This window comes from Bacillus sp. FSL W8-0223 (assembly GCF_038006805.1).
Lineage (GTDB): Bacteria > Bacillota > Bacilli > Bacillales > DSM-4216 > Bacillus_O > Bacillus_O smithii.
On the sequence record NZ_JBBOVX010000001.1, the window covers coordinates 705,247 to 724,551 of the forward strand.

The window sequence follows — 19,305 nt, forward strand, 5'->3', positions numbered from 1 at the left end:
CTAACCGCAAGAATATTAGAATAATAATTTTAACTTTTGTGATATATTTGCTGGCTTTGTGGAATTTTGACTGTGACTTGGGCCCCTTTCGTCGGATGATTTTGGATATCCAAAGTTCCATTCAGCGTTTCAATAATCGTTTTGCAGATTGGCAATCCGATGCCGGTTCCTTCATCCTTTGTTGTGTAAAATGGATAAAAAATCTGTTCGAGATGTTCGGGTGAAATTCCCGGACCGCTGTCAATGATGAAGATCATCACGAATTTGTTTTCTTTTTTGGTGATAATCTCGATGGTGCCGTTTTCTTGTATTGCTTCCACTGCATTTTGGATCAAATTGATCAGCGCTCTCTCAAATCGGCTGGCATTTCCGGTTATATACGTTTCATCCGCTAAATGAGAATGGAACTGGATATTCGAAGGAGCAGTTTGCAAGGAAAAAATATGGACTATTTTTTCAATGCTATGTTTGACATCAATAATGGAAAGATTGTCTTGGTGCAAATAAGACTTTGACAGGCTAAGAAGCTCTTGAATAAGAGACTCCATTCGCAGCGCTTCTTCTTTAATGATCGATGTATAGTGTACGGTATACGGGTCTGACTTGATGATTGGATTTTCTTCTAAAAACTGGGCAAAACCAATAATCGATGTCAGTGGATTGCGTATTTCATGAGCAAAAAAAGCTGCCATACGTCCAATCGTTGCATGATCGTCTTCTGATTTCTTGGATACTTCGTCATTTGATTCTTTAGGATCTTTTTCGACCTCGACAGGAATGTGAGAGTCCTTTTTTTTCAGCCATTTTTGGATTAAATTGTTCATATATGAAGTAACACTCCTAAAAAGGCCCATCTATTTTCCTAAATCAACGTTAGGAAAATACAGGAATTTTATTCTTTGAATTCTACATGATTTGTCATGATTCCTTCTTTTCAATGAAAAAAAATGGATCGCTGTCAAAATATTTTTCAGCATAAAATGACATCTTTTTATGGCTTTTCAAATTGAAGGAAGCAGATTTTGGTTGCATGTGAACGCTCTTCCTGAAAATAATTTTTGCGCCACCGAACTTCTTTTATTTTGAAAGGCATAATCGTTCCAAAGGCAAATAACCTCCCATGGCGTTTTCTGTTCAATCGAAGCCTTTTTGGGCGAAATAAGCATTGCTTGCAAAAGTAAAGGGTCTACTCCTGGATTCCTTTTTATGGAAATGGAGAGCAGACCCTTATCATGCAAGCCATGAAAAAATGTTTATGGCTGCATGCGTCTTGTTAAATATTTATAAAGCGGAACTCCCGCTAAAGCGACGAGAATGGACAAGAAAGAATCTATCGGTTTGTCGACTAATGTACTGCCGACAATATAAAGAGTTCCAACGATCGCCACGATAGGCGTCAGCGGATATAATGGCACTTTATACAAGCTGTTTTGTCGTCCGTCTTCTTTTTTCCGAATCAGAAAAACCGCATAAAAAGCTAATCCGTAAAACAAGAAGACAACGAATATAGCGATATCGGACAGCCTGTCAGGATTGCCCACCAGCATAAATAAGATGGCTAAGACCGTTTCAAACAAGGAGGCATATAAAGGAGTTTGGAATTTAGGATGGACTTTGGACAACCATTTTGCGCCAGGAAATAATCGATCTTCTGCCATAGCAAAAGAGATGCGTGGAAAAGTCATGATCTTTCCGTTCAGACAGCCAAAAATGGAAATCAATATTCCAATCGCAATTAATTTACCGCCGATATCTCCAAACAAAATCGAAGCGGCAGTATGGGCAGCGTTCGGCCCTAACTCAACGATCTTGCTTGCCGGGAGAACGTGAAGGAGAGCGACATTCACTGAAAGATAAGCTATCATCACGACGGCGATTCCCGTAATAATCGCTTTCGGAAGCGTTTTGGACGGATTTTTCATTTCACCGGCCATAAAACCGACATTCATCCAGCCGTCATACGCCCAAAGGGTAGCTAAAACGGCGGCCCCCATACTGATCGATTGGCTGTTTCCGCTGCTCATTCCTGTAATATGACTATCTCCATGCCAAATTCCAAAAACGGCAATCATGGCGATAGGAACTAGCTTGGCCACTGTGAGGAGACTTTGAATGAAGCCACCTAAATTCGTACCTATTGCATTAAGGATAAATAAAAATAGAACGGAAGAAACGCTGACGAAAAGTTTGCCGGTTTCCGACAAGCCGACCAGATCTGCCACGAGTGAACCGAAATATAATCCGAGGGCTCCAATAACCGCCGGTCCATAGATAATGGTTTGCATCCAACCGCATAAAAATCCCCAAAACTTTCCGTACACTTCTTCCAAATAAGCGTACAAGCCGCCGGTCTTAGGAATTTTTACACTGACTTCCGCAATCGTTAATCCACTTGCCAACGTAATGATACCGCCGATGATCCAAGCCCAAAGCGCCATTGTAGATCCGCCGGAAGAAGCAAGGACAATTCCCGGCTTCATAAAAATTCCTGAACCAATAACTGTTCCGATCACGATAGACGTTGCAACCACAAAACCGATATTTCTTTTTAATTGAGTATTTTCCACGATGTTCACCACACAAGGACAAATGTATTTTGATGACGGTTTTTGTTGATTATACCACGAAATAATGTGAATTCTTTTTATTTGAAAATTTAAATTTTTATATGTAATACACAATATTTAATGAATTGGACATTTTGGAAATATAGTATCATTCGATTTTCTCGATGGTTGATTATTAAACGAAAGACCAATTGGTTTAGGGATTTGAGAAGTCAGGAAAGATAAAACAAATCGTGGAAACATCATGTCAGTGAAAGGTTTTCGCTATTTTATGGCGGGTTCATCAGCGAATGATTGTAAGAGGATCGACTGCTATTTTGTTATCTGTCAAACAAAATAGCAGTTGTTGATCCATTTGGCTGATTACGGTTTTAATCCTAGAGCAGCTCCAAACCATTGAGAAGCGATCGTAAAGCAAATGTATGCGCATAGTTCACTGATTTGTTGCTCCGTAAAGGTAGTTTTCAACAGTTGAACAGTAGAATTTCCGGGCGAACCGTTCGTTTTCAACATGACTTCCGCGAAAGCGGCTGCAAGACTTGTAGATTCATCCAACTTCGATAAATCGGGCTTTCCTTTCGCTTTGCAATATTCACATTGGTTTTGCTGCGCCAATGATCTTCTGATTTGTTCCTTTAAATCAGCTGAAAGTAATGAATCTTCCGAAAGCACGTTGCTTAGTGCGTTCCATTTTTCTAATATTTCCTTATTGTGTCCTAACAGCTGTTGAAAGGGGGTTTCCCCATTTTTTGAAAATGAAATTCTAGCTTCCATATTCTCACTCCTTTTCTTTTATTATAAAATGTGGATATTTAATTACCATTTCAAATATAATGAAAATAAAAATAATATATTTTATATGAAATGAATTTTAAAAGGATGGTTTACAAATGAAAATAGATGAAATTGATATACGAATTTTGCAGGAATTGAAGAAAAATGCACGATTGTCGATGAGAGAACTAGGCAAAAAAATAAACCTTTCCCCTCCGTCCGTAGCAGAGCGGGTAAGACGATTGGAAGATCAAGGTGTCATTGAAGGATATACGGTTTCCATTAATCGAAAAAAATTAGGGTTTGCGATCGATTGTTTGATAGAAGTATCGATTAAAAATGGCGAATATCAACGTTTTCAGCAATATATTGAGAGTCATCCTCGGATGGTGTTTTGTTATCGAATTACCGGGGAATCTTGTTATATGGTCAAGCTGTCTGTCGTGAGTTTAAAGGAAATCGAAGATTTTATTAATGAGGTATGTACTTTTGCTAAAACCGTTTCCCATATCGTGATTTCGGAAGTGAAGCCCCAACCTGATGCAGAGTGGCAGCTGCCTATTTTACAAAATGAAAAATAGAAAGGCGGGGATTTGGCTTTATTTTGAATCATTTTTGCCTTGGGGAAAAGGGGAATGCTTGCTGTCAATTTTTTAATAAACAGAATTATCGAATAAATATGCCTGTTGTTATTTTAAAGATATTTAGAAATAATTTTTATTTAGTATAATGAAATAGGATAGGACAATATTCAAGCTGAATCAGGGGTGTTAATGTGATACAAGCTATGAAAAATCAGAGTAATCTGCGCCCCTGTCTTTATATTGGTTCATCAGTGCCGAGATAAAGACCACGTTAATTTCTTATTTTTAAAAGAAGGGTGCAACGATGATGGATGCAGTTTTTACTCCACTTGGAGATTCAGCCGTGACGATTGATTTCGGAGAAGGAATCTCATTAGAGAAAAACCGAAAAATTTTGAATTTGGCAAACGCCATAAATGAGAAGCCGTTTCATGGATTTTTAGAGGCCGTTCCTGCATATACAACTTTAACGGTTTTTTACAATCCAGTTGAAGTGGGCGGGAATGATCCGTATGAACAGGTTTGCCAACAATTGAAGGAGCGAATGAATCATGGGATCCAGTATAAGATTCCGGAAAGAAAAGTGTGCATTCCCGTTTGTTATGATGAGGAATTTGGTCTTGATTTAGAAGAAGTGGCCAAATCAAACGGCTTATCAGTCGAAAAAGTGATTGAAATTCATTCATCCGCCAGCTATCACGTTTATTTTCTTGGCTTTGCCCCAGGGTTTCCTTTTTTGGGAGGAATGGATCCATCCATCGCGACTCCAAGAAAAAAATCACCCCGACTGAAAGTTCCGGCAGGTTCGGTTGGAATTGCCGGATATCAAACAGGGATTTATCCGATAGAAACACCTGGAGGCTGGCAGATAATAGGCAGAACTCCAATTTCTTTATTTCATCCTGATCGAAATCCGCCCACCTTTTTGCTTCCGGGTGATGAGATTCGATTTGTTCCGATTACAAAAGACGTTTATGAAAATTGGGAGGATCAAACATGGGAATTCACGTCACAAAAGGAGGAATGTTAACGGTTGTTCAGGATTTGGGGCGATTCGGATACCAGTCATACGGTTTTATTGTAAGCGGCGCTATGGATGCTTTTGCCATGAAAATAGCGAATATCACGGTAGGGAATCCTGAAAACGAAGCGGTATTAGAAATGAATTTCGTCGGACCGACATTGCTGTTTGAGGAAAATATGGTGATCAGCTTATTTGGTGCGGATATGTTGCCTGAAAAAAATGGAGAGGCGATTGCACACGGTAAACCGATCTCTGTGAAAAAAGGAGATGTTCTTCGGTTCCATGCGGCGGTGAAAAGAAGCCGCTGCTATTTAGCCGTAAAAGGAGGGTTTGATCTTCCCTCAGTCTTAAACAGCAAAAGTACTCATTTAAGCGCAAAAATTGGCGGGTTTCATGGAAGAAAACTCGAGTCCGGGGACAGGATTCCGATTCGACAGCCCAGCCGGATCCTTCCTGTTTCTTGGGGGATTGGAAACAGCTATCGCCATTATATAGGAACGGAAGACCATACGATTCGATTTGTGAAAGGCCGACAATATGATTGGTTTACGGAAGAAGCGATTTCCCGATTTCAATCCGAGACGTTTCAAATTACTCCTCAGTCGGATCGAATGGGATATCGTTTAGAAGGACCTTCCTTAAGTTTGAAGAAAAACAAGGAATTAATCACAGAGGGAGCAACGTTTGGCTCCATACAAGTGCCTCCGAACGGTCAGCCCATTATCTTGATGGCCGACAGACAACCAACGGGCGGCTATCCAAAGATTGGCCAGGTGATTCAGGCGGATTTGCCGAAACTGAGTCAAATGCGGCCCGGAGATACGATCCAATTTCAGGAGATTAGCTTGAAAGAAGCGCAGCAAATACTGATCCAAGTCCATCGAGAGCTTGCGTATTTAAAAGCGGCTGTCAAATTAAAATGGAGGGATGTTGCCTATGTTTAAAGTGGATCTCAATTGTGATATGGGAGAAAGTTTTGGTCGGTATACTCTTGGCAATGACAAAGAAATGATGGCTTATATCTCCTCGGCCAACATTGCCTGCGGTTTTCATGCGGGCGATCCGAACATCATGGATCAAACCGTAAAGCTGGCATTAGAGCACGACGTAAGTATTGGCGCCCATCCCGGTTTATTGGATTTACACGGCTTCGGTCGAAGAAATACCCAGATTACCCCTGAAGAGGCTTATCAGCTGGTTGTCTATCAAGTGGGTGCATTGCAAGGATTCGTTCAAGCGAATGGTGGAAAACTCCATCATGTGAAACCGCATGGTGCGCTCTATAATATGGCCGCCGTCCATAAAGAACTGGCGGATGCTATTGCCTTGGCTGTTTACCGGATCGATCCTGAAATCGTATTGTATGGACTTTCCAACAGTGAATTGACGAAAGCAGGTGAAGCGATCGGTCTTAAAGTCGCGCATGAAGTGTTTGCTGATCGCACTTATCAAAAAGATGGAACATTAACGCCGAGAAACATGCCGAATGCTTTGATTACGAGTGAAGAAGCCGCCATCCGACAAGTAGTGAAAATGGTAAAAGAACAAAAAGTGGCCACAGCCGATCAACATGAAATCAGGATTCAAGCAGATACGATTTGCCTCCATGGAGACGGACGGAATGCTCTTTTATTTGCCAAGCGTATTCATGAAATATTTCAAGCAGAAGGAATTAAAATCGAGACCGTCTAGAATTCGATAAAGGAAGAAAAGAGAATGGCGCCTTTACCGAGACAAAAAAGAAAAAGGATTAATCGTTTCCGCTTTTTAGCCCGTTTGTGATAGAAGAATCAATAGCAACACCGTACCGAAGCTCTTCTTAAACTTTCAGGCTGGTCCCACTGTTGTACCGGTGGACCAGCCTGGTGAATTCAAGAGTTTACCAGCGGTGTGCTTTCGCGTTTCTTCTTAAAATAAAATTGGTTTTTGACATTTCAGTATGCCCGTTCACTTGTGATTTGGAGCGTTTCGGTCTTGTCCAATTGTGGTGAAAAAGTTCTGAGTGCGGATCAAGCTGATCTTTATAACTCATCTTATCACCTCTTTGAAAGGATAGGCGATATTCAACGAGGAATATCATATATAGGTTTTGTAACATCGAAAGAAATATTCTTTCGATGAAGCATTAGTGCTTTTCCAATTTTCCCAAAATAAAATAAGAGGAAGGAAAAACGTACTGTTTGCCGATAGCGCCGTCAAAAGATGCTCAGCGGCTAAAGCCATTGATAAGGAATGAAAAACTTGTAAGATTTTGTGACATGTAATACAATAAAGAAAAAATAAAAAATTCTAATAATTAAAATAAAACAAAAGGAGGATATGTTGAAAATGATGGATTATGGCAATAGTTGGGAAAATTTTTCGATAACATAGGTGTTTTCATTTCAAAGATCGAGGAAAGGGCAAGTAGAGGGGCTTTCACCGGATATTTCTGTTTTATATTTAAGGAATTTTCAGATTCTTTTCAAAATGGTTCTGGTTTTGTTGAATTTTATTGTATAATAGTAAGAAATAGCATGAGTGGTGGAGTGAAGGAAGAGTGTGAAACAGGAAAGTCTTCCTAAAACTCTTTTTTTGTTTGCTGAAAATAATTTTTCGGCGGACAAGCCCCCTTTATTTGCATATCACTTGTTCTCTTGCCATTCTGTCCAATCGGCAGTGTAGCTGAGGCGAAAAACGTTCTTTAAGGAACAGGAAAAACAAAACTTTCCATTACACGGAAGCAGTGCGTATGAAAAGAAAGGATGAAACAAATGTCAGATAACAGATCTTTGCAGCGTGGTTTAAAGAACCGGCATATTCAGCTAATTGCTATTGGGGGGGCAATCGGCGTAGGGCTGTTCTTGGGTTCAGGAAAATCGATCCATTTTGCCGGGCCTTCTATTATGCTCGTTTATTTGATTACGGGGATTATGCTCTTTTTCATGATGCGCGCCTTGGGAGAATTGCTTCTTTATCGGCCGACGACAGGTTCGTTTACGGATTTTGCTGAAACGTTTATCGGACCGTGGGCAGGTTTTATTACAGGTTGGACCTATTGGTTTTGTTGGATTGTGACCGGAATAGCCGAAATCACAGCCGTAGGTTTGTATGTGAAATTCTGGTTCCCCGACTTGCCTCAATGGATCCCTGCGCTTATATGTGTTCTTGTATTGTTTGCAATCAATATGGCAACAGTAAAAGCGTTCGGAGAGATGGAATTTTGGTTTGCGATTATTAAGGTTGTGACGATTGTAGCCTTAATAGTCATTGGATTGATTTTGGTTTTTACCGGATATAAAAGCCACGGCACCCATGCTACGTTTTCTAATCTTTGGAGCCACGGCGGGATTTTTCCGAATGGAGTTTCCGGATTTCTGCTGGCTTTCCAAATGGTCGTGTTCGCCTATGTTGGAATTGAACTTGTGGGGGTGACAGCCGGTGAAGCGGAAAACCCGGAAGTTACTTTGCCAAAAGCGATTAACAATATACCCATTCGCATTTTGATTTTTTACATCGGCGCTTTACTTGTCATTATGTCGATTTATCCGTGGAATGGGGTCGATCCGAACAGCAGTCCATTTGTGAAAGTGTTTTCGCTTATCGGCATTCCTGCTGCTGCAGGTATTATTAATTTTGTCGTGCTGACTTCAGCAGCTTCTTCCTGCAACAGTGGTATTTTTAGCACTAGCCGAATGCTTTATACGCTGGCAAACGAAGGAAAAGCGCCGAAGAAGCTGAAAGAGCTGAATGAACAAAGCGTTCCTGCACCTGCTCTTATCACTTCAACGCTTGTGCTTTTGATCGGTGTTTTATTAAACTATTGGCTACCGGATCAAGTGTTCACGTTGGTGACGAGCATTTCAACCATTTGCTTTATATGGGTATGGGGCGTTATATTAATCGCTCATTTGCGATTCCGGAAATTAAAACCGGAAGAGGCTGAGAAAATTTCATTTAAAATGCCGTTTGCTCCTGTTTCAAACTGGATTGTGCTAGCCTTCTTTGTATTTATTCTTGTCGTGCTCGGACTGGCCGATGATACGCGGGTAGCTTTGTTTGTCACCCCGGTATGGTTTATTCTTCTGGCCATTGCGTATGGAATTACGAAGAGAAAACAAAAAGGCGCGTTGTAAAATTTCAATCCTTTAGATGCAAGAACCCCGTTCCGAATTTGGAACGGGGTTCTTTTCGGGCATCGGCGGCCGAAATATCTACGGATGTCGTGAGATTAATATTGCCGATATACATAAGGATCTTTCGGTTTTGGTATTTCTTCCCATTTGGTTACTTTTAAATAAGGAATATTTTCTTTAAATGGCTGATAATAAGTGGTTTCCAGCGTTCCTTCTACTTGCAGCCATTCATCTTTGTGTATTTGGGACTTCATGTCTTTTGGAAACTCGACAAGCATTCCATATACTCCGGCATCGGCTATGCAATGGATAATCCCGAAGCGGAGAACAAATAATTGATTGTTTTCAATGTCATCTGTTCGATATGCGAATCCTTTTAAAACAACTTTTTTGTCAATAAAATTGCCCGGATGGTTATAAATGGATTCCAACGCTCGAAAATAATGTTTATCGTCCAGAACGATCCGGTTTTCGGACCCATATTTTTTCAAATCATTTTTGTCCATTTGATTATAGGCAATTTTGTCGTAATAAGGGCTGGCATCTGGACGCAAAATTTGATGGTTGGCATATTGATCGGTATCGTTGTCGATAAAAGAAAAGTGAAAACCTTTCGCTTTTACGATTGTGGAGTCCAATGTTGCTGCCGGCAAAAAAATGCCCGTTATGATGGGAATCAGCATCATAGTATAAGTGAATACTTTTTTCAAAATCGTATCTTCGTCATGGGAATGATCGTGGCCATGGTCGTGATCGTGATTGTGATCTTTACGTTTATCGCCTCTTGCCCATTGAATCAATTGATACAACGTTAAAAAGCCCATCAAAAAGATCATGCTGAAGGAAAGATACGAATATTTCATATTAATATATTTGCTGATATCTCCTTTGGCGTGCAGCATCATAAAAAAATACGTGAAGCCGAATAAAATAATAATCCTGAGCACGATAAACACCTCCTATACAAAGTCTCCTCTGTCGACTGTTTAAAAAGGTTCTACATTTGATTGAAGCAACAGGATTGTTGTGAAAGAAGCCACTTAGCTAAATGATTAATGCTCCGACAAAAACACATACAGCAATCAGTGAAACAAGCACAAACACAAACCGTTTTTGAAAAGCGTCAAGCATCATGAATAAATTTTTGATATCCACCATCGCTCCAAACACTAAAAAAGCAATAATCGGACCTGTTCCGAAAAGCCCGGAAAAAGAAGAGGCGATAAATGCATCGGCTTCTGAACAAATCGACAGGATAAAAGCCAGCGCCATCATGACCAAAACGGCCGTTACTTTCGAATGACCGAATTCAAGCAAAGCGCTCGTTTTGAAAAAGGTTTGCATGGCGGAAGAAATCAGGGCTCCAAAAATTAAAAATTTCCCAACAGAGAAAAATTCGTCAATGGCATGGTCGATGGTTCCGACTATTTTCGAGCGAAGGCTCATTTTATGAGAACCATGTGAATGATTGTGAGCAAAATGATCGATCGCTTGTCTTAATTGTTGATCATTAAATATATAAGAAATGGCAATGCTTACGACTATGGAAACTCCAATGGCTAAGCTGCAGCGATACAGCGCCATTTTCCAACTGTCCCCGAAAGCGACGAAAGTTGAAAATATGACAATAGGATTTATAATCGGGCCGCTCAACATAAAAGCAATGGCGGCATGGAGAGGAACATTTTTTTGTACAAGTCGTCGTGTAATGGGAACGATGCCGCATTCGCAGCCTGGAAACAACGATCCAATACAAGAGCCAAGAGCGGCGGAAGCAAAACGATTGGCTGGGATCATTTTGGCGATCATTTCCTCTGTTACAAACATTTGAATCAACGCTGACAAAAATACGCCGATGACAACAAACGGCAAAGCTTCGATGATGATACTGATGAAAATGGTATTCATTTGTAATAATGTTTGACTCATTGATTTCCACCTCGAATATTCTAGTGTAAGTCTAGACGAACAAAGGGTAGAAATACACTCAAGCACAATAAAAAGAAGCTTAAAAGAAAGAGTGTAAATGATCCATCATGAATCTGAAAGAACTCTGTTTCAATTCCTTCGTATTGGATCCAATAATATTATTAGATGTTTTTATCAAATCACTATCCATATCAACAGTCAAGCAATCTGTTAATCTGTCGGACAGTATAAGAATTTATCAATGGTCCATGGGAAATATGAGAGTCATTCTTGACGACGATGTTGCATGTCTACAAAGCAAAAGAATGCCATATGTCATCATATCAAAATGGATCGATTCATACGAGTGGAAAATAGTAGACATTTAGACAAACTTTTAAATATCCTGGTTAAAAGAAAATGGTCAACGGAAAAAGAGGAGAAGCGTTAAGCGAGACTTTGAATTTGGACCGATACGACAGACATCGCCGTTATGGAGATTAGCTGAAAGAAATGGGCTTCAATGAACAAAGCCCGCGATAAGATTTCTTATCGTGGGCCCCTGCTCAATCGATTATTTATTGATTGATATTGTAAAAGGCTTTCTTCACGTCGATCTTTTCTTTGATCACCTTATTTTTGTAAAGCCAATCGTTAACATGTTCCCAAACTTCTTGGTCTTGATAGCCAAATGGCTTGTCTTTGCTGTTCATTAAAGGAAGCAGGATGTTCAAACTTTTTGTTTCTACTTGTTTATCAAGAGGGAAACTGTCGTTTTCATGGTCAAGCAGAATCTTTAAACCGGCTTGAGGGTTTTTAGTAACTTCTGATTGCCCTTTTGCAACAGCTTTCCAGAACTTTTTATACACATCCTTCTTTTCTTGAAGTCCTTTTTCGCTTGCAACCAAAACAAGCTCATAATAATCAGGAACGCCATATTGAGCCGGGTTAAATATCCGAACAGGATGTCCTTCTTTTTCTAAAAGGATGCGTTCATGATTGATATAGCCGCCAATAATGCCATCTACTTTCTTGGAGGTGATCGCCGGAATTAAATCAAAGCCGACATCCGTCATTTTGACTTTTTTTGGATTGCCGCCGTCTGTTTGGATCATCGTATTTAATATGGCTTGTTCTATATCGATAGATGAATAGCCGATATTTTTTCCTTCCAAATCTTTAGGACGGTGGATTGAGCTGTTAGTTGGAACCATTATACAGTCAAGTGGATGTCTGACAATGGCCGCTAAAGATACAACCGGAATTCCTTCAGCACGGGAAACGATTAATTGCGGCTGGTAGCTAATCGCTAAGTCGACTTTTCCTGCCGCGACAAGTTTCAACGGATCGTTGGTTTCAGCCGGCATTTTAATGTCAACATCAAGCCCTTCTTTGGCAAAATACCCTTTTTCTTTCGCTGTATAAATGGCGGAATGGACAGCATTTGGATACCAATCCAGCATGATCGTTACCTTTTGCTTTCCATCCTTAGTCTTTGCTGTATCTTGTTGTGAGGAACAACCCGCTGCAATCAATACGAACAATAAACTTACACCAATCAATCGGATGATTTTTTTCATGACTCAACACCCATTTCTATGATTTTCTATTCCATTTTAAAAAGCTTTTTTCAATGAAAGTGGCTATACTAAATAAAACCAATCCTAGAACCGTTAATAAAGCAACGGCTGCAAATACTCCTTCGGCATTTAAATTTCCTGACATTCTTCTCGTGTAATATCCGAGTCCTTCGCTGGCTCCAAGCCATTCGCCAATGGTTGCACCAACGATGGAATAAATAACGGCCATCTTAATGCCAGAAAAAAGAGAAGGCATGGCGAAGGGAACTTCTACTTTTATAAATATTTTCCATTTGGACGCGCCCATGGACCGTAACAGATCCACATAATCTTGATCGATATTTTTGAATCCATCATAGCAGCTGATCACGATAGGGAAAAAAGCAACCAGCACCGTTACAGCGATTTTGCTCCAAATATCATATCCAAACCAAAGGACAAAGATGGGCGAGAGGGCAATGACAGGAATCGTTTGAGAAAACAAGACAAAAGGATAAAGCATTTTTTCTACCAGCTTGGAAAAGTGCATGGCGAGTGCGATGGTGATCCCGCCTGCGAAAGAAAAAGCAAAACCGATCAAAGCTTCTTTCAACGTTGCCGGTGTATGTACCCATAACAAAGCCTGTTTCTGTTCGTAAAGCATTTCTAACACTTTGGAAGGAGCAGGAATGATAAAAGATGGGACTTTTCCGGTTCTTGCCGCCCACTCCCATAGAGAAACGGCAATGATGACCAAGAGCCCGAATGCTCCATAATCTGCTAACAATCTCTTTAACTTACTCATTGGCAATCTTCTTTTCTATTGTTTTTCGATAGGTTTGCACTTCCGGCCAATAAACCATGTCGACACTCCTAGGTCTAGGCAAATCCACGATGATTTCTTCCACTTTATGGTCAGCGTGTAACAGCAAAATTTTATCGCTTAACAAAATGGCTTCTTCTAAGTCATGTGTGATAAATAAGATGGTGTTGTCCAATTCCTTCCAAATCGATAACAGCCAATCGTGCATTTCTCTCTTTGTCAAAGCGTCAAGAGCAGCGAAAGGTTCATCGAGGAGCAAAACTTCGCTTCCCATAAAAAGTGTTCGCAGAAATGCCACCCTTTGTCTCATGCCTCCGGAAAGCTGTTTTGGCAAAGCGTTCTTCCAACGGATCAAGCCAATGCGTTTCAGCCATTCTTCAGCATCGGCTTTCGTCAAGTTTCGCTTATTTTGAACTTCCAAAGGGAGCATGATGTTGTCTATCACGGTACGCCACGGAAGTAGTAAATCTCGTTGGGGCATATAACCAACACTACCGGGGCCCGGTGTTTTTCCGTTGACGGAAATGATCCCTTCCTCACATGGAAACAAGCCGGCAATCAGTTTTAATAGTGTACTTTTTCCTGTCCCGCTTTTTCCGATTAATGAAACAAATTCTCCTTTTTCGATATGAGCGGAAAAGTTAAAGATGACCGGTTTTGTTTCACCGGGATAGGTATAGGAAACATTTTCTAAACACACAGACATTTTTCGTGTTCCTCCTTTCCTCTTGAGTTTTCCTTTTCTCTTTGAGGCGGGAAAGATGAAAAAACCCGCTCTTCAGCCTAAAGAGCGGGTTCATCTTCAATGTCCATTTCAAAAAGACTCCACCACTTCCCTACGCTGGCATTACCCATCTCAGGTTCAAAGGGTTTAGAACGAACGTTCAATCTCAGCCTTGTCGGCTCCCCTAGTGTGTTGTAAGCAACTATTAAATTCTTATAGTCTATCGTAGCAAAATCATTCAGAAAAGTAAAACGTAATCGAAACATTTTGTTTATAAAAAAACTTTTCCTTTCAGTATCTCCAAGAAATGAACGGTTTGTTTCGAAATATGAAAAATTTATAAACATTATATAAATTCAGATAATTATTATCCGTTATGGAGTATAATGGTTAAAAATTGGAAAGGGGAGAATCTCTTTGAAAAAAGTGGTAAATTTAATTACTAAAAAAACGATGGCAATCGCTCCGGCTTATGATCTTGAACATGAATCCATCATTTATGAAGTGGACCGCACGTTTTTCAGCAAAAAACGTCCGCTGGAAATTTTGGATGATGCCTGCATTTGCCGCTGTTCCACTTATGAAGGAAGAATTCGTGCTGTCCGAAGAAAATTAGGTCACTATAAAAAAACTCCTCTGATGATTTCTCCGGATGAAATGCTCTACGCCTTTCCTACTAAATCACCTGAACGATATGATTGTATATGGGTTTTTCCGCGTCATGTGAAAGATTGGAGAGAGGCAGGGGAGAATGCGTTGATGGTTCGATTTTTTAACGGATTGGAAATTACCGTCAATTGTTCCTCTTACACTTTCAAGCGTCAAAAAGAAAAAACAGCGGACTGCTTAATGCACTTTTCTGATCCTCCGTTTGTACATATTAAAGGGTTTTCAGCAATCAAAAAGGAAACGGAGAAGATTTAAAATTTACTTTTCATTTGCCATAAGGGAATCCTATTTTTAGGATCAGCTCTTTTGGAGCGATTCTTTCTTCATCAGTTTTTCTGATTTGTTTTTGCACAATTTTGCAAACGATTTCTTTTTGTGGGGTTGATGTACTGAAAGGCTGATTCACTAGAGCTGTTTTTCTTTTAGAAAGGATTTTGCTGTGAATCAGCTTTTTTTATTTTACCGAATCGTGTATGGAAATTCTTTAATAGTGCCAAAACAAGATGAAGATTGAATTGGGTCAAAAGTTCTAAAATCTAGTGGACGATCATAAATGAGAAAATATGATTATGCCACCGATAACAAGAAAGAATAATAGAATTTTTGGAGGAAATGGAATCAATGATCGTAAAAACGAAATAATTAGTAGTTGCATTATTTTTCGTTATTATTCTATAATTTTTAGTGTGATAATTGAATAACGAGTTAAATCCTCATCAATTGATGGGGTAGAGGTCGCGGCTTTTATGAGTAATTCGGACGAGATGCTGAGAACATTGACGACTCCGAAGGAAAGGAAAGGCCGCCGAAGTCCGTCCTGTTCTCAGAAGGCGCGGGCTGGGGCTGTATCCGAATAGGAACAGAACTGTCACGCTTTTTGCCCGTAAAGCGTGGAGCACTACTGAAGAAGTATGATGAGGGGTATTTCTATATTTGCGCCATCGAATCTTCTTCGGTGGCGCTTTTGTGTGCGCCCGGCATGGGTGTAATCTATAGGGTGAAAGTCCCGAGCTGCGAAGGCAGAAGTAGCAGTTAGCTTAACGCAAGGGTGTCCGTGGTGACGCGGAATCTGAAGGAAGCGGGCGGCAAACTTCCGATCTGAGGAACACGAACTTCATATGAGGCTAGGTATGATTGAGTGAGTTTGCATAACAAAACAAAGCTCTTTCTGTCGAAGGTCATATCGAGTAAATGAGGCGGATAGATGGTGTGAAAGTGCATGTACTTACCCGGGGAGGTCTGGCGGATATGTGAAGTACTCTTCATAACCTACTTAGTGATAAGTAGCTGAACCGTCAGAAGTCAGCAGAGGTCATAGTATTAGTTGGTCTAGAACAACTAAGAAGGACCGAACAATTAAGAGAGAATAGCCCTTGGTATTCAGTGAGTCATGATGAACACAGAAAACGTAGTACCTCACTTGAGGGAGGAAGCGGTGAATCCCGTGGGAGACCTCTTGGAGGGTGGAGTGACCACTGGCATAAAGAGAACAGCTATTCACGGAAGTTATAAAGACTTGCGTCATTTATCTTGATTGAACCGCCGTATACGGAACCGTACGTACGGTGGTGTGAGAGGACGGGAGTTAATCGCTCCCTCCTACTCGATTATTTAAAGCCAATAAGGATCAACGAGTTTTAATAATGAATCTGTTTAGGCAGTCATCACCGCTTTTTATCTGCAGCAGAATGATGGCAAAGGAGTGTTTAGTTGAATGGTGAAAATACAAGACAGTAGAAATGCGACGGAGACGGGCAAGTTAAAAAGAGGACTTCGATCGCGTCATTTAACGATGATTTCTCTTGGGGGCACAATCGGTACCGGATTGTTTCTGGCCAGCGGCGGAGCGATTCATACGGCAGGGCCTGGAGGAGCGTTATTGTCTTATTTGATTATTGGAATTATGGTGTACTTTTTGATGACGAGTTTAGCGGAAATGGCTGCCTATATGCCGATCACTGGAAGTTTTAGTACGTATGCGACTAAATTTGTTGATCCTGCTTTAGGATTTGCCCTCGGCTGGAACTATTGGTATAACTGGGCCATTACCATTGCGGCAGAATTATCTGCTGTTACCATGATTATGAAATTTTGGTTTCCGCATAGCCCCTCATTGCTTTGGAGCGGACTTTTCCTATTGATTATGTTTATATTGAATTATTTAGCAGTAAGAGGTTTTGGGGAAGCGGAATATTGGTTTTCCCTTATTAAAGTAGTGACGGTCATTGTCTTTATCGTCATGGGCACTTTAATGATTTTCGGCATTATTGGCGGAGAAGCCGTTGGATTTAAGAATTTTACGATCGGCGATGCTCCTTTCCACGGTGGATTTATGGCGATGCTTGGTATTTTTATGGCGGCCGGATTTTCTTTTCAAGGTACTGAGCTTCTTGGGATTACGGCCGGTGAAACCGATGATCCGGAAAAAAATATTCCAAAAGCGGTCCGGCAAGTCTTTTGGAGAATTCTTTTATTCTATGTATTAGCTATTTTAGTCATTAGCCTTCTAATTCCTTATACAAATCCAAACCTTGCAAACGATGATGTCTCGGTTAGTCCGTTTACGCTTGTCTTTCAAAAAGCAGGGGTTGCTTTTGCGGCATCTGTCATGAATGCCATAATTTTGACGGCGGTTTTATCTGCCGGAAACTCCGGAATGTACGCTTCGACAAGAATGTTGTGGAATTTGGCTATGGAAGGGAAGGCACCTAAATTTTTAGCCAAATTGGACAAACGAGGAGTTCCTGTTAATTCCTTGATTGTCACTGCGCTTGTCGGCTGTCTTGCCTTTTTGGCTTCCCTTTTTGGTGATGGGGTTGTGTATACATGGCTGCTAAACGCTTCCGGCATGACGGGATTTATCGCATGGCTTGGTATTGCTGTCAGCCATTACCGGTTCCGCAAAGCTTATGTTGCCCAAGGCTACAAGTTGGAAGATCTTCCTTACAGAGCGAAGCTTTTCCCGTTTGGTCCTATTTTTGCTTTTGTACTCTGCACAATCGTTATTTTAGGGCAAAATTACTCTGCCTTTATCGGCGATAAAATTGATTGGCACGGCATATTAGTTTCCTATATTGGCATTCCTGTTTTTCTCGTATTTTGGTTTGGCTATAAGATTGTAAAGAAAACAAAAGTGGTTTCATTAAAGGATGTTCAATTCAAATAAGTTTTGTAAAGAATGCTTATCCCCGCATGGTCCATCCATGCTGGGATTTTTCTTTGACTACGGGATCTATTGGAGTTTATGTCTGTTTATTTGCACCGTTGGCCAATAAAAAAGGAGAACAGACACCCGTGGTATTCCGTGAATTAGACAGAATAGGTATCGTGACGAACGATTAATGGAAAGAAAACTGTGTTCAAACATGAAGGAATAAAGTCGAGAAATTCGTTTCATTCTACCGTTTTCAGTATTGGGCGAGTGGGCGTAAAAAAAGAACCTTTGAGAGATCAAAGGTTCTTTTTGGATCGGGAAGACAGGATTTGAACCTGCGACCCCTACGTCCCGAACGTAGTGCTCTACCAAGCTGAGCTACTTCCCGGTATTTTTTCGACATTGATTATTATATACCTTATCACTGATTTTGTGAACTGCCTAAAAGTTATTTTTATTTTCGAAATTTTTTGCGACAGATTGATCGTTATAATAGTAAAAATAAAGAGCACCGACGGAAAATCGGTGCTCAATAGGTAGGTGTGGTAGACCTCGTGGTTTACCAACCAAAACCTTATCGCAATTGAAAGAATATCAGATTATGTCGAACTTTGTCGATGAAAAAATAATGGTTATACTTCCAATTTGTGGGAATTATTGTTTGCGAAGTTATGAAACATGGTGTGGATATGTGGATTACCTTTAAATTCACATCTGCGAAATAAACTATGAACTTGTTCTTCCGCTATATCTATGTCGATGAGGTGTAATTCCTTCTATGTTGGTTACCCCCTCGAATTTGTGATAATGACCGCCTTCAGAAAGTGGAATAGCCGGACCAGTAACCCCGCGGATCATATGTCGATGTCCATCATTAAAAGAAGTAAAAGCAAAATATCTATGTGTATGTTGAGATGTGTTTAGGGCGGGTTCAGTAATTCCGATAAATCTATGGTTATGCCCCGCGTTATAAGAGGTAGCTCCTCTAAAGCTGTGGACATGGAGAGAGATAAGCCTTCCGTCCCATGAGTTGACGTAAAGTGGATGGGAATGAACGGGGGCAGAATCATTCGAATGATACGTGTATCCGGAAACGGGTATCTCCATCAGCAAAACTCCTTTTCATTTTTTTATATTGTATGGGAAAAAGTCTAAAAAAGAGTGGGGATTTGCCTGAAGTGGATAGAACGATAGTTTGGCGGAATGATAGTGGTGGGTGAGCACCATCATTCGCACATCCACACTTATGTTCGACAATCAAACAGTCATTCGAACAGATGGTGTAATATCGTTGGATAAAATGGCATTCATAAACTGGAACGACCCAAAGTTCCAAACGGAAATGAAACGATTCCGAATAAAGGTTTAATGAAGGTGCGATGGGGCTAAGCAGAGAGCCGAGAC

The 19,305-nt window shown here is 40.5% G+C and carries 17 protein-coding genes, 1 tRNA gene and 2 riboswitches; of the genes, 7 read left to right on the forward strand and 11 right to left on the reverse strand.

What is annotated here, in order from left to right:
- Positions 1-29: 29 nt before the first annotated feature.
- The 3 genes from NST81_RS03620 to NST81_RS03630 all read right to left on the reverse strand — a co-directional run bounded on the left by NST81_RS03620 (position 30) and on the right by NST81_RS03630 (position 3,341).
- Complete coding sequence (locus NST81_RS03620) at positions 30-824, reverse strand: sensor histidine kinase (protein ID WP_327797231.1); 795 nt, start codon at positions 822-824, stop codon at positions 30-32.
- A gap of 429 nt (positions 825-1,253) precedes the next feature.
- Entirely contained in the window at positions 1,254-2,567 is a 1,314-nt protein-coding gene (locus tag NST81_RS03625; protein WP_341028468.1) for an APC family permease, read from the reverse strand.
- 363 nt (positions 2,568-2,930) lie between these two features.
- Positions 2,931-3,341 (reverse strand): carboxymuconolactone decarboxylase family protein, encoded by a 411-nt coding sequence (locus NST81_RS03630; RefSeq protein ID WP_048622670.1) that lies wholly within the window; start codon positions 3,339-3,341, stop codon positions 2,931-2,933.
- Positions 3,342-3,457: 116 nt separating this feature from the next.
- Here NST81_RS03630 and NST81_RS03635 point away from each other — a divergent pair, with 116 nt between their 5' ends.
- The 4 genes from NST81_RS03635 (at position 3,458) to NST81_RS03650 (ending at position 6,641) form a co-directional block, all read left to right on the forward strand.
- Complete coding sequence (locus NST81_RS03635; RefSeq protein ID WP_048622671.1) at positions 3,458-3,922, forward strand: Lrp/AsnC family transcriptional regulator; 465 nt, start codon at positions 3,458-3,460, stop codon at positions 3,920-3,922.
- Positions 3,923-4,229: 307 nt separating this feature from the next.
- The gene (gene pxpB / locus NST81_RS03640; protein ID WP_341028470.1) at positions 4,230-4,955 is read left to right on the forward strand and encodes a 5-oxoprolinase subunit PxpB; all 726 of its coding nucleotides are present in this window, start codon (positions 4,230-4,232) and stop codon (positions 4,953-4,955) included.
- Entirely contained in the window at positions 4,922-5,893 is a 972-nt protein-coding gene (locus tag NST81_RS03645) for a 5-oxoprolinase subunit C family protein (RefSeq protein WP_341028472.1), read from the forward strand. The genes pxpB and NST81_RS03645 overlap by 34 nt, the downstream gene beginning before the upstream one ends.
- A complete protein-coding gene (locus tag NST81_RS03650; RefSeq protein ID WP_048622674.1) occupies positions 5,886-6,641 on the forward strand; it encodes a LamB/YcsF family protein in 756 nt (251 codons plus the stop codon). The genes NST81_RS03645 and NST81_RS03650 overlap by 8 nt, the downstream gene beginning before the upstream one ends.
- A gap of 187 nt (positions 6,642-6,828) precedes the next feature.
- On the opposite strand, the gene NST81_RS03655 is transcribed toward NST81_RS03650, so the two are convergent.
- A complete protein-coding gene (locus NST81_RS03655; protein ID WP_081473049.1) occupies positions 6,829-6,981 on the reverse strand; it encodes a YpzG family protein in 153 nt (50 codons plus the stop codon).
- Between the two features lie 721 nt (positions 6,982-7,702).
- Between NST81_RS03655 and NST81_RS03660 the strand changes: the two genes are divergently transcribed.
- The gene (locus NST81_RS03660) at positions 7,703-9,064 is read left to right on the forward strand and encodes an amino acid permease (RefSeq protein ID WP_328202384.1); all 1,362 of its coding nucleotides are present in this window, start codon (positions 7,703-7,705) and stop codon (positions 9,062-9,064) included.
- A gap of 95 nt (positions 9,065-9,159) precedes the next feature.
- On the opposite strand, the gene NST81_RS03665 is transcribed toward NST81_RS03660, so the two are convergent.
- From NST81_RS03665 to NST81_RS03685, 5 genes are all read right to left on the reverse strand, one after another.
- Positions 9,160-10,011: a TIGR03943 family putative permease subunit gene (locus NST81_RS03665; RefSeq protein WP_327797225.1), complete on the reverse strand. Its 852-nt coding sequence runs from the start codon at positions 10,009-10,011 to the stop codon at positions 9,160-9,162.
- Between the two features lie 97 nt (positions 10,012-10,108).
- The gene (locus NST81_RS03670) at positions 10,109-10,993 is read right to left on the reverse strand and encodes a permease (protein ID WP_341028475.1); all 885 of its coding nucleotides are present in this window, start codon (positions 10,991-10,993) and stop codon (positions 10,109-10,111) included.
- A 557-nt stretch (positions 10,994-11,550) separates the two neighbouring features.
- On the reverse strand, positions 11,551-12,552 hold the full coding sequence (locus tag NST81_RS03675; protein ID WP_270583711.1) for an ABC transporter substrate-binding protein: 1,002 nt from the start codon (positions 12,550-12,552) through the stop codon (positions 11,551-11,553).
- A 16-nt stretch (positions 12,553-12,568) separates the two neighbouring features.
- Positions 12,569-13,336, reverse strand: coding sequence for an ABC transporter permease (locus NST81_RS03680; protein WP_341028477.1), 768 nt, complete (start codon positions 13,334-13,336; stop codon positions 12,569-12,571).
- Positions 13,329-14,060: an ABC transporter ATP-binding protein gene (locus tag NST81_RS03685; protein WP_048622681.1), complete on the reverse strand. Its 732-nt coding sequence runs from the start codon at positions 14,058-14,060 to the stop codon at positions 13,329-13,331. The genes NST81_RS03680 and NST81_RS03685 overlap by 8 nt, the downstream gene beginning before the upstream one ends.
- A gap of 110 nt (positions 14,061-14,170) precedes the next feature.
- Positions 14,171-14,274, reverse strand: a riboswitch (TPP riboswitch).
- 230 nt (positions 14,275-14,504) lie between these two features.
- Here NST81_RS03685 and NST81_RS03690 point away from each other — a divergent pair.
- Together NST81_RS03690 and NST81_RS03695 are read left to right on the forward strand one after the other, a co-directional pair.
- Positions 14,505-15,002, forward strand: coding sequence for a competence protein ComK (locus NST81_RS03690; protein ID WP_234395458.1), 498 nt, complete (start codon positions 14,505-14,507; stop codon positions 15,000-15,002).
- A 466-nt stretch (positions 15,003-15,468) separates the two neighbouring features.
- A riboswitch (Lysine riboswitch) is annotated at positions 15,469-15,656 on the forward strand.
- 805 nt (positions 15,657-16,461) lie between these two features.
- Positions 16,462-17,913, forward strand: a complete 1,452-nt coding sequence (locus NST81_RS03695; RefSeq protein WP_341028479.1) for an amino acid permease — start codon at positions 16,462-16,464, stop codon at positions 17,911-17,913.
- Positions 17,914-18,215: 302 nt separating this feature from the next.
- On the opposite strand, the gene NST81_RS03700 is transcribed toward NST81_RS03695, so the two are convergent.
- Positions 18,216-18,289, reverse strand: a tRNA-Pro gene (locus NST81_RS03700).
- Positions 18,290-18,627: 338 nt separating this feature from the next.
- On the reverse strand, positions 18,628-19,008 hold the full coding sequence (locus NST81_RS03705) for a YmaF family protein (protein WP_270584571.1): 381 nt from the start codon (positions 19,006-19,008) through the stop codon (positions 18,628-18,630).
- Positions 19,009-19,305 lie beyond the last annotated feature (297 nt).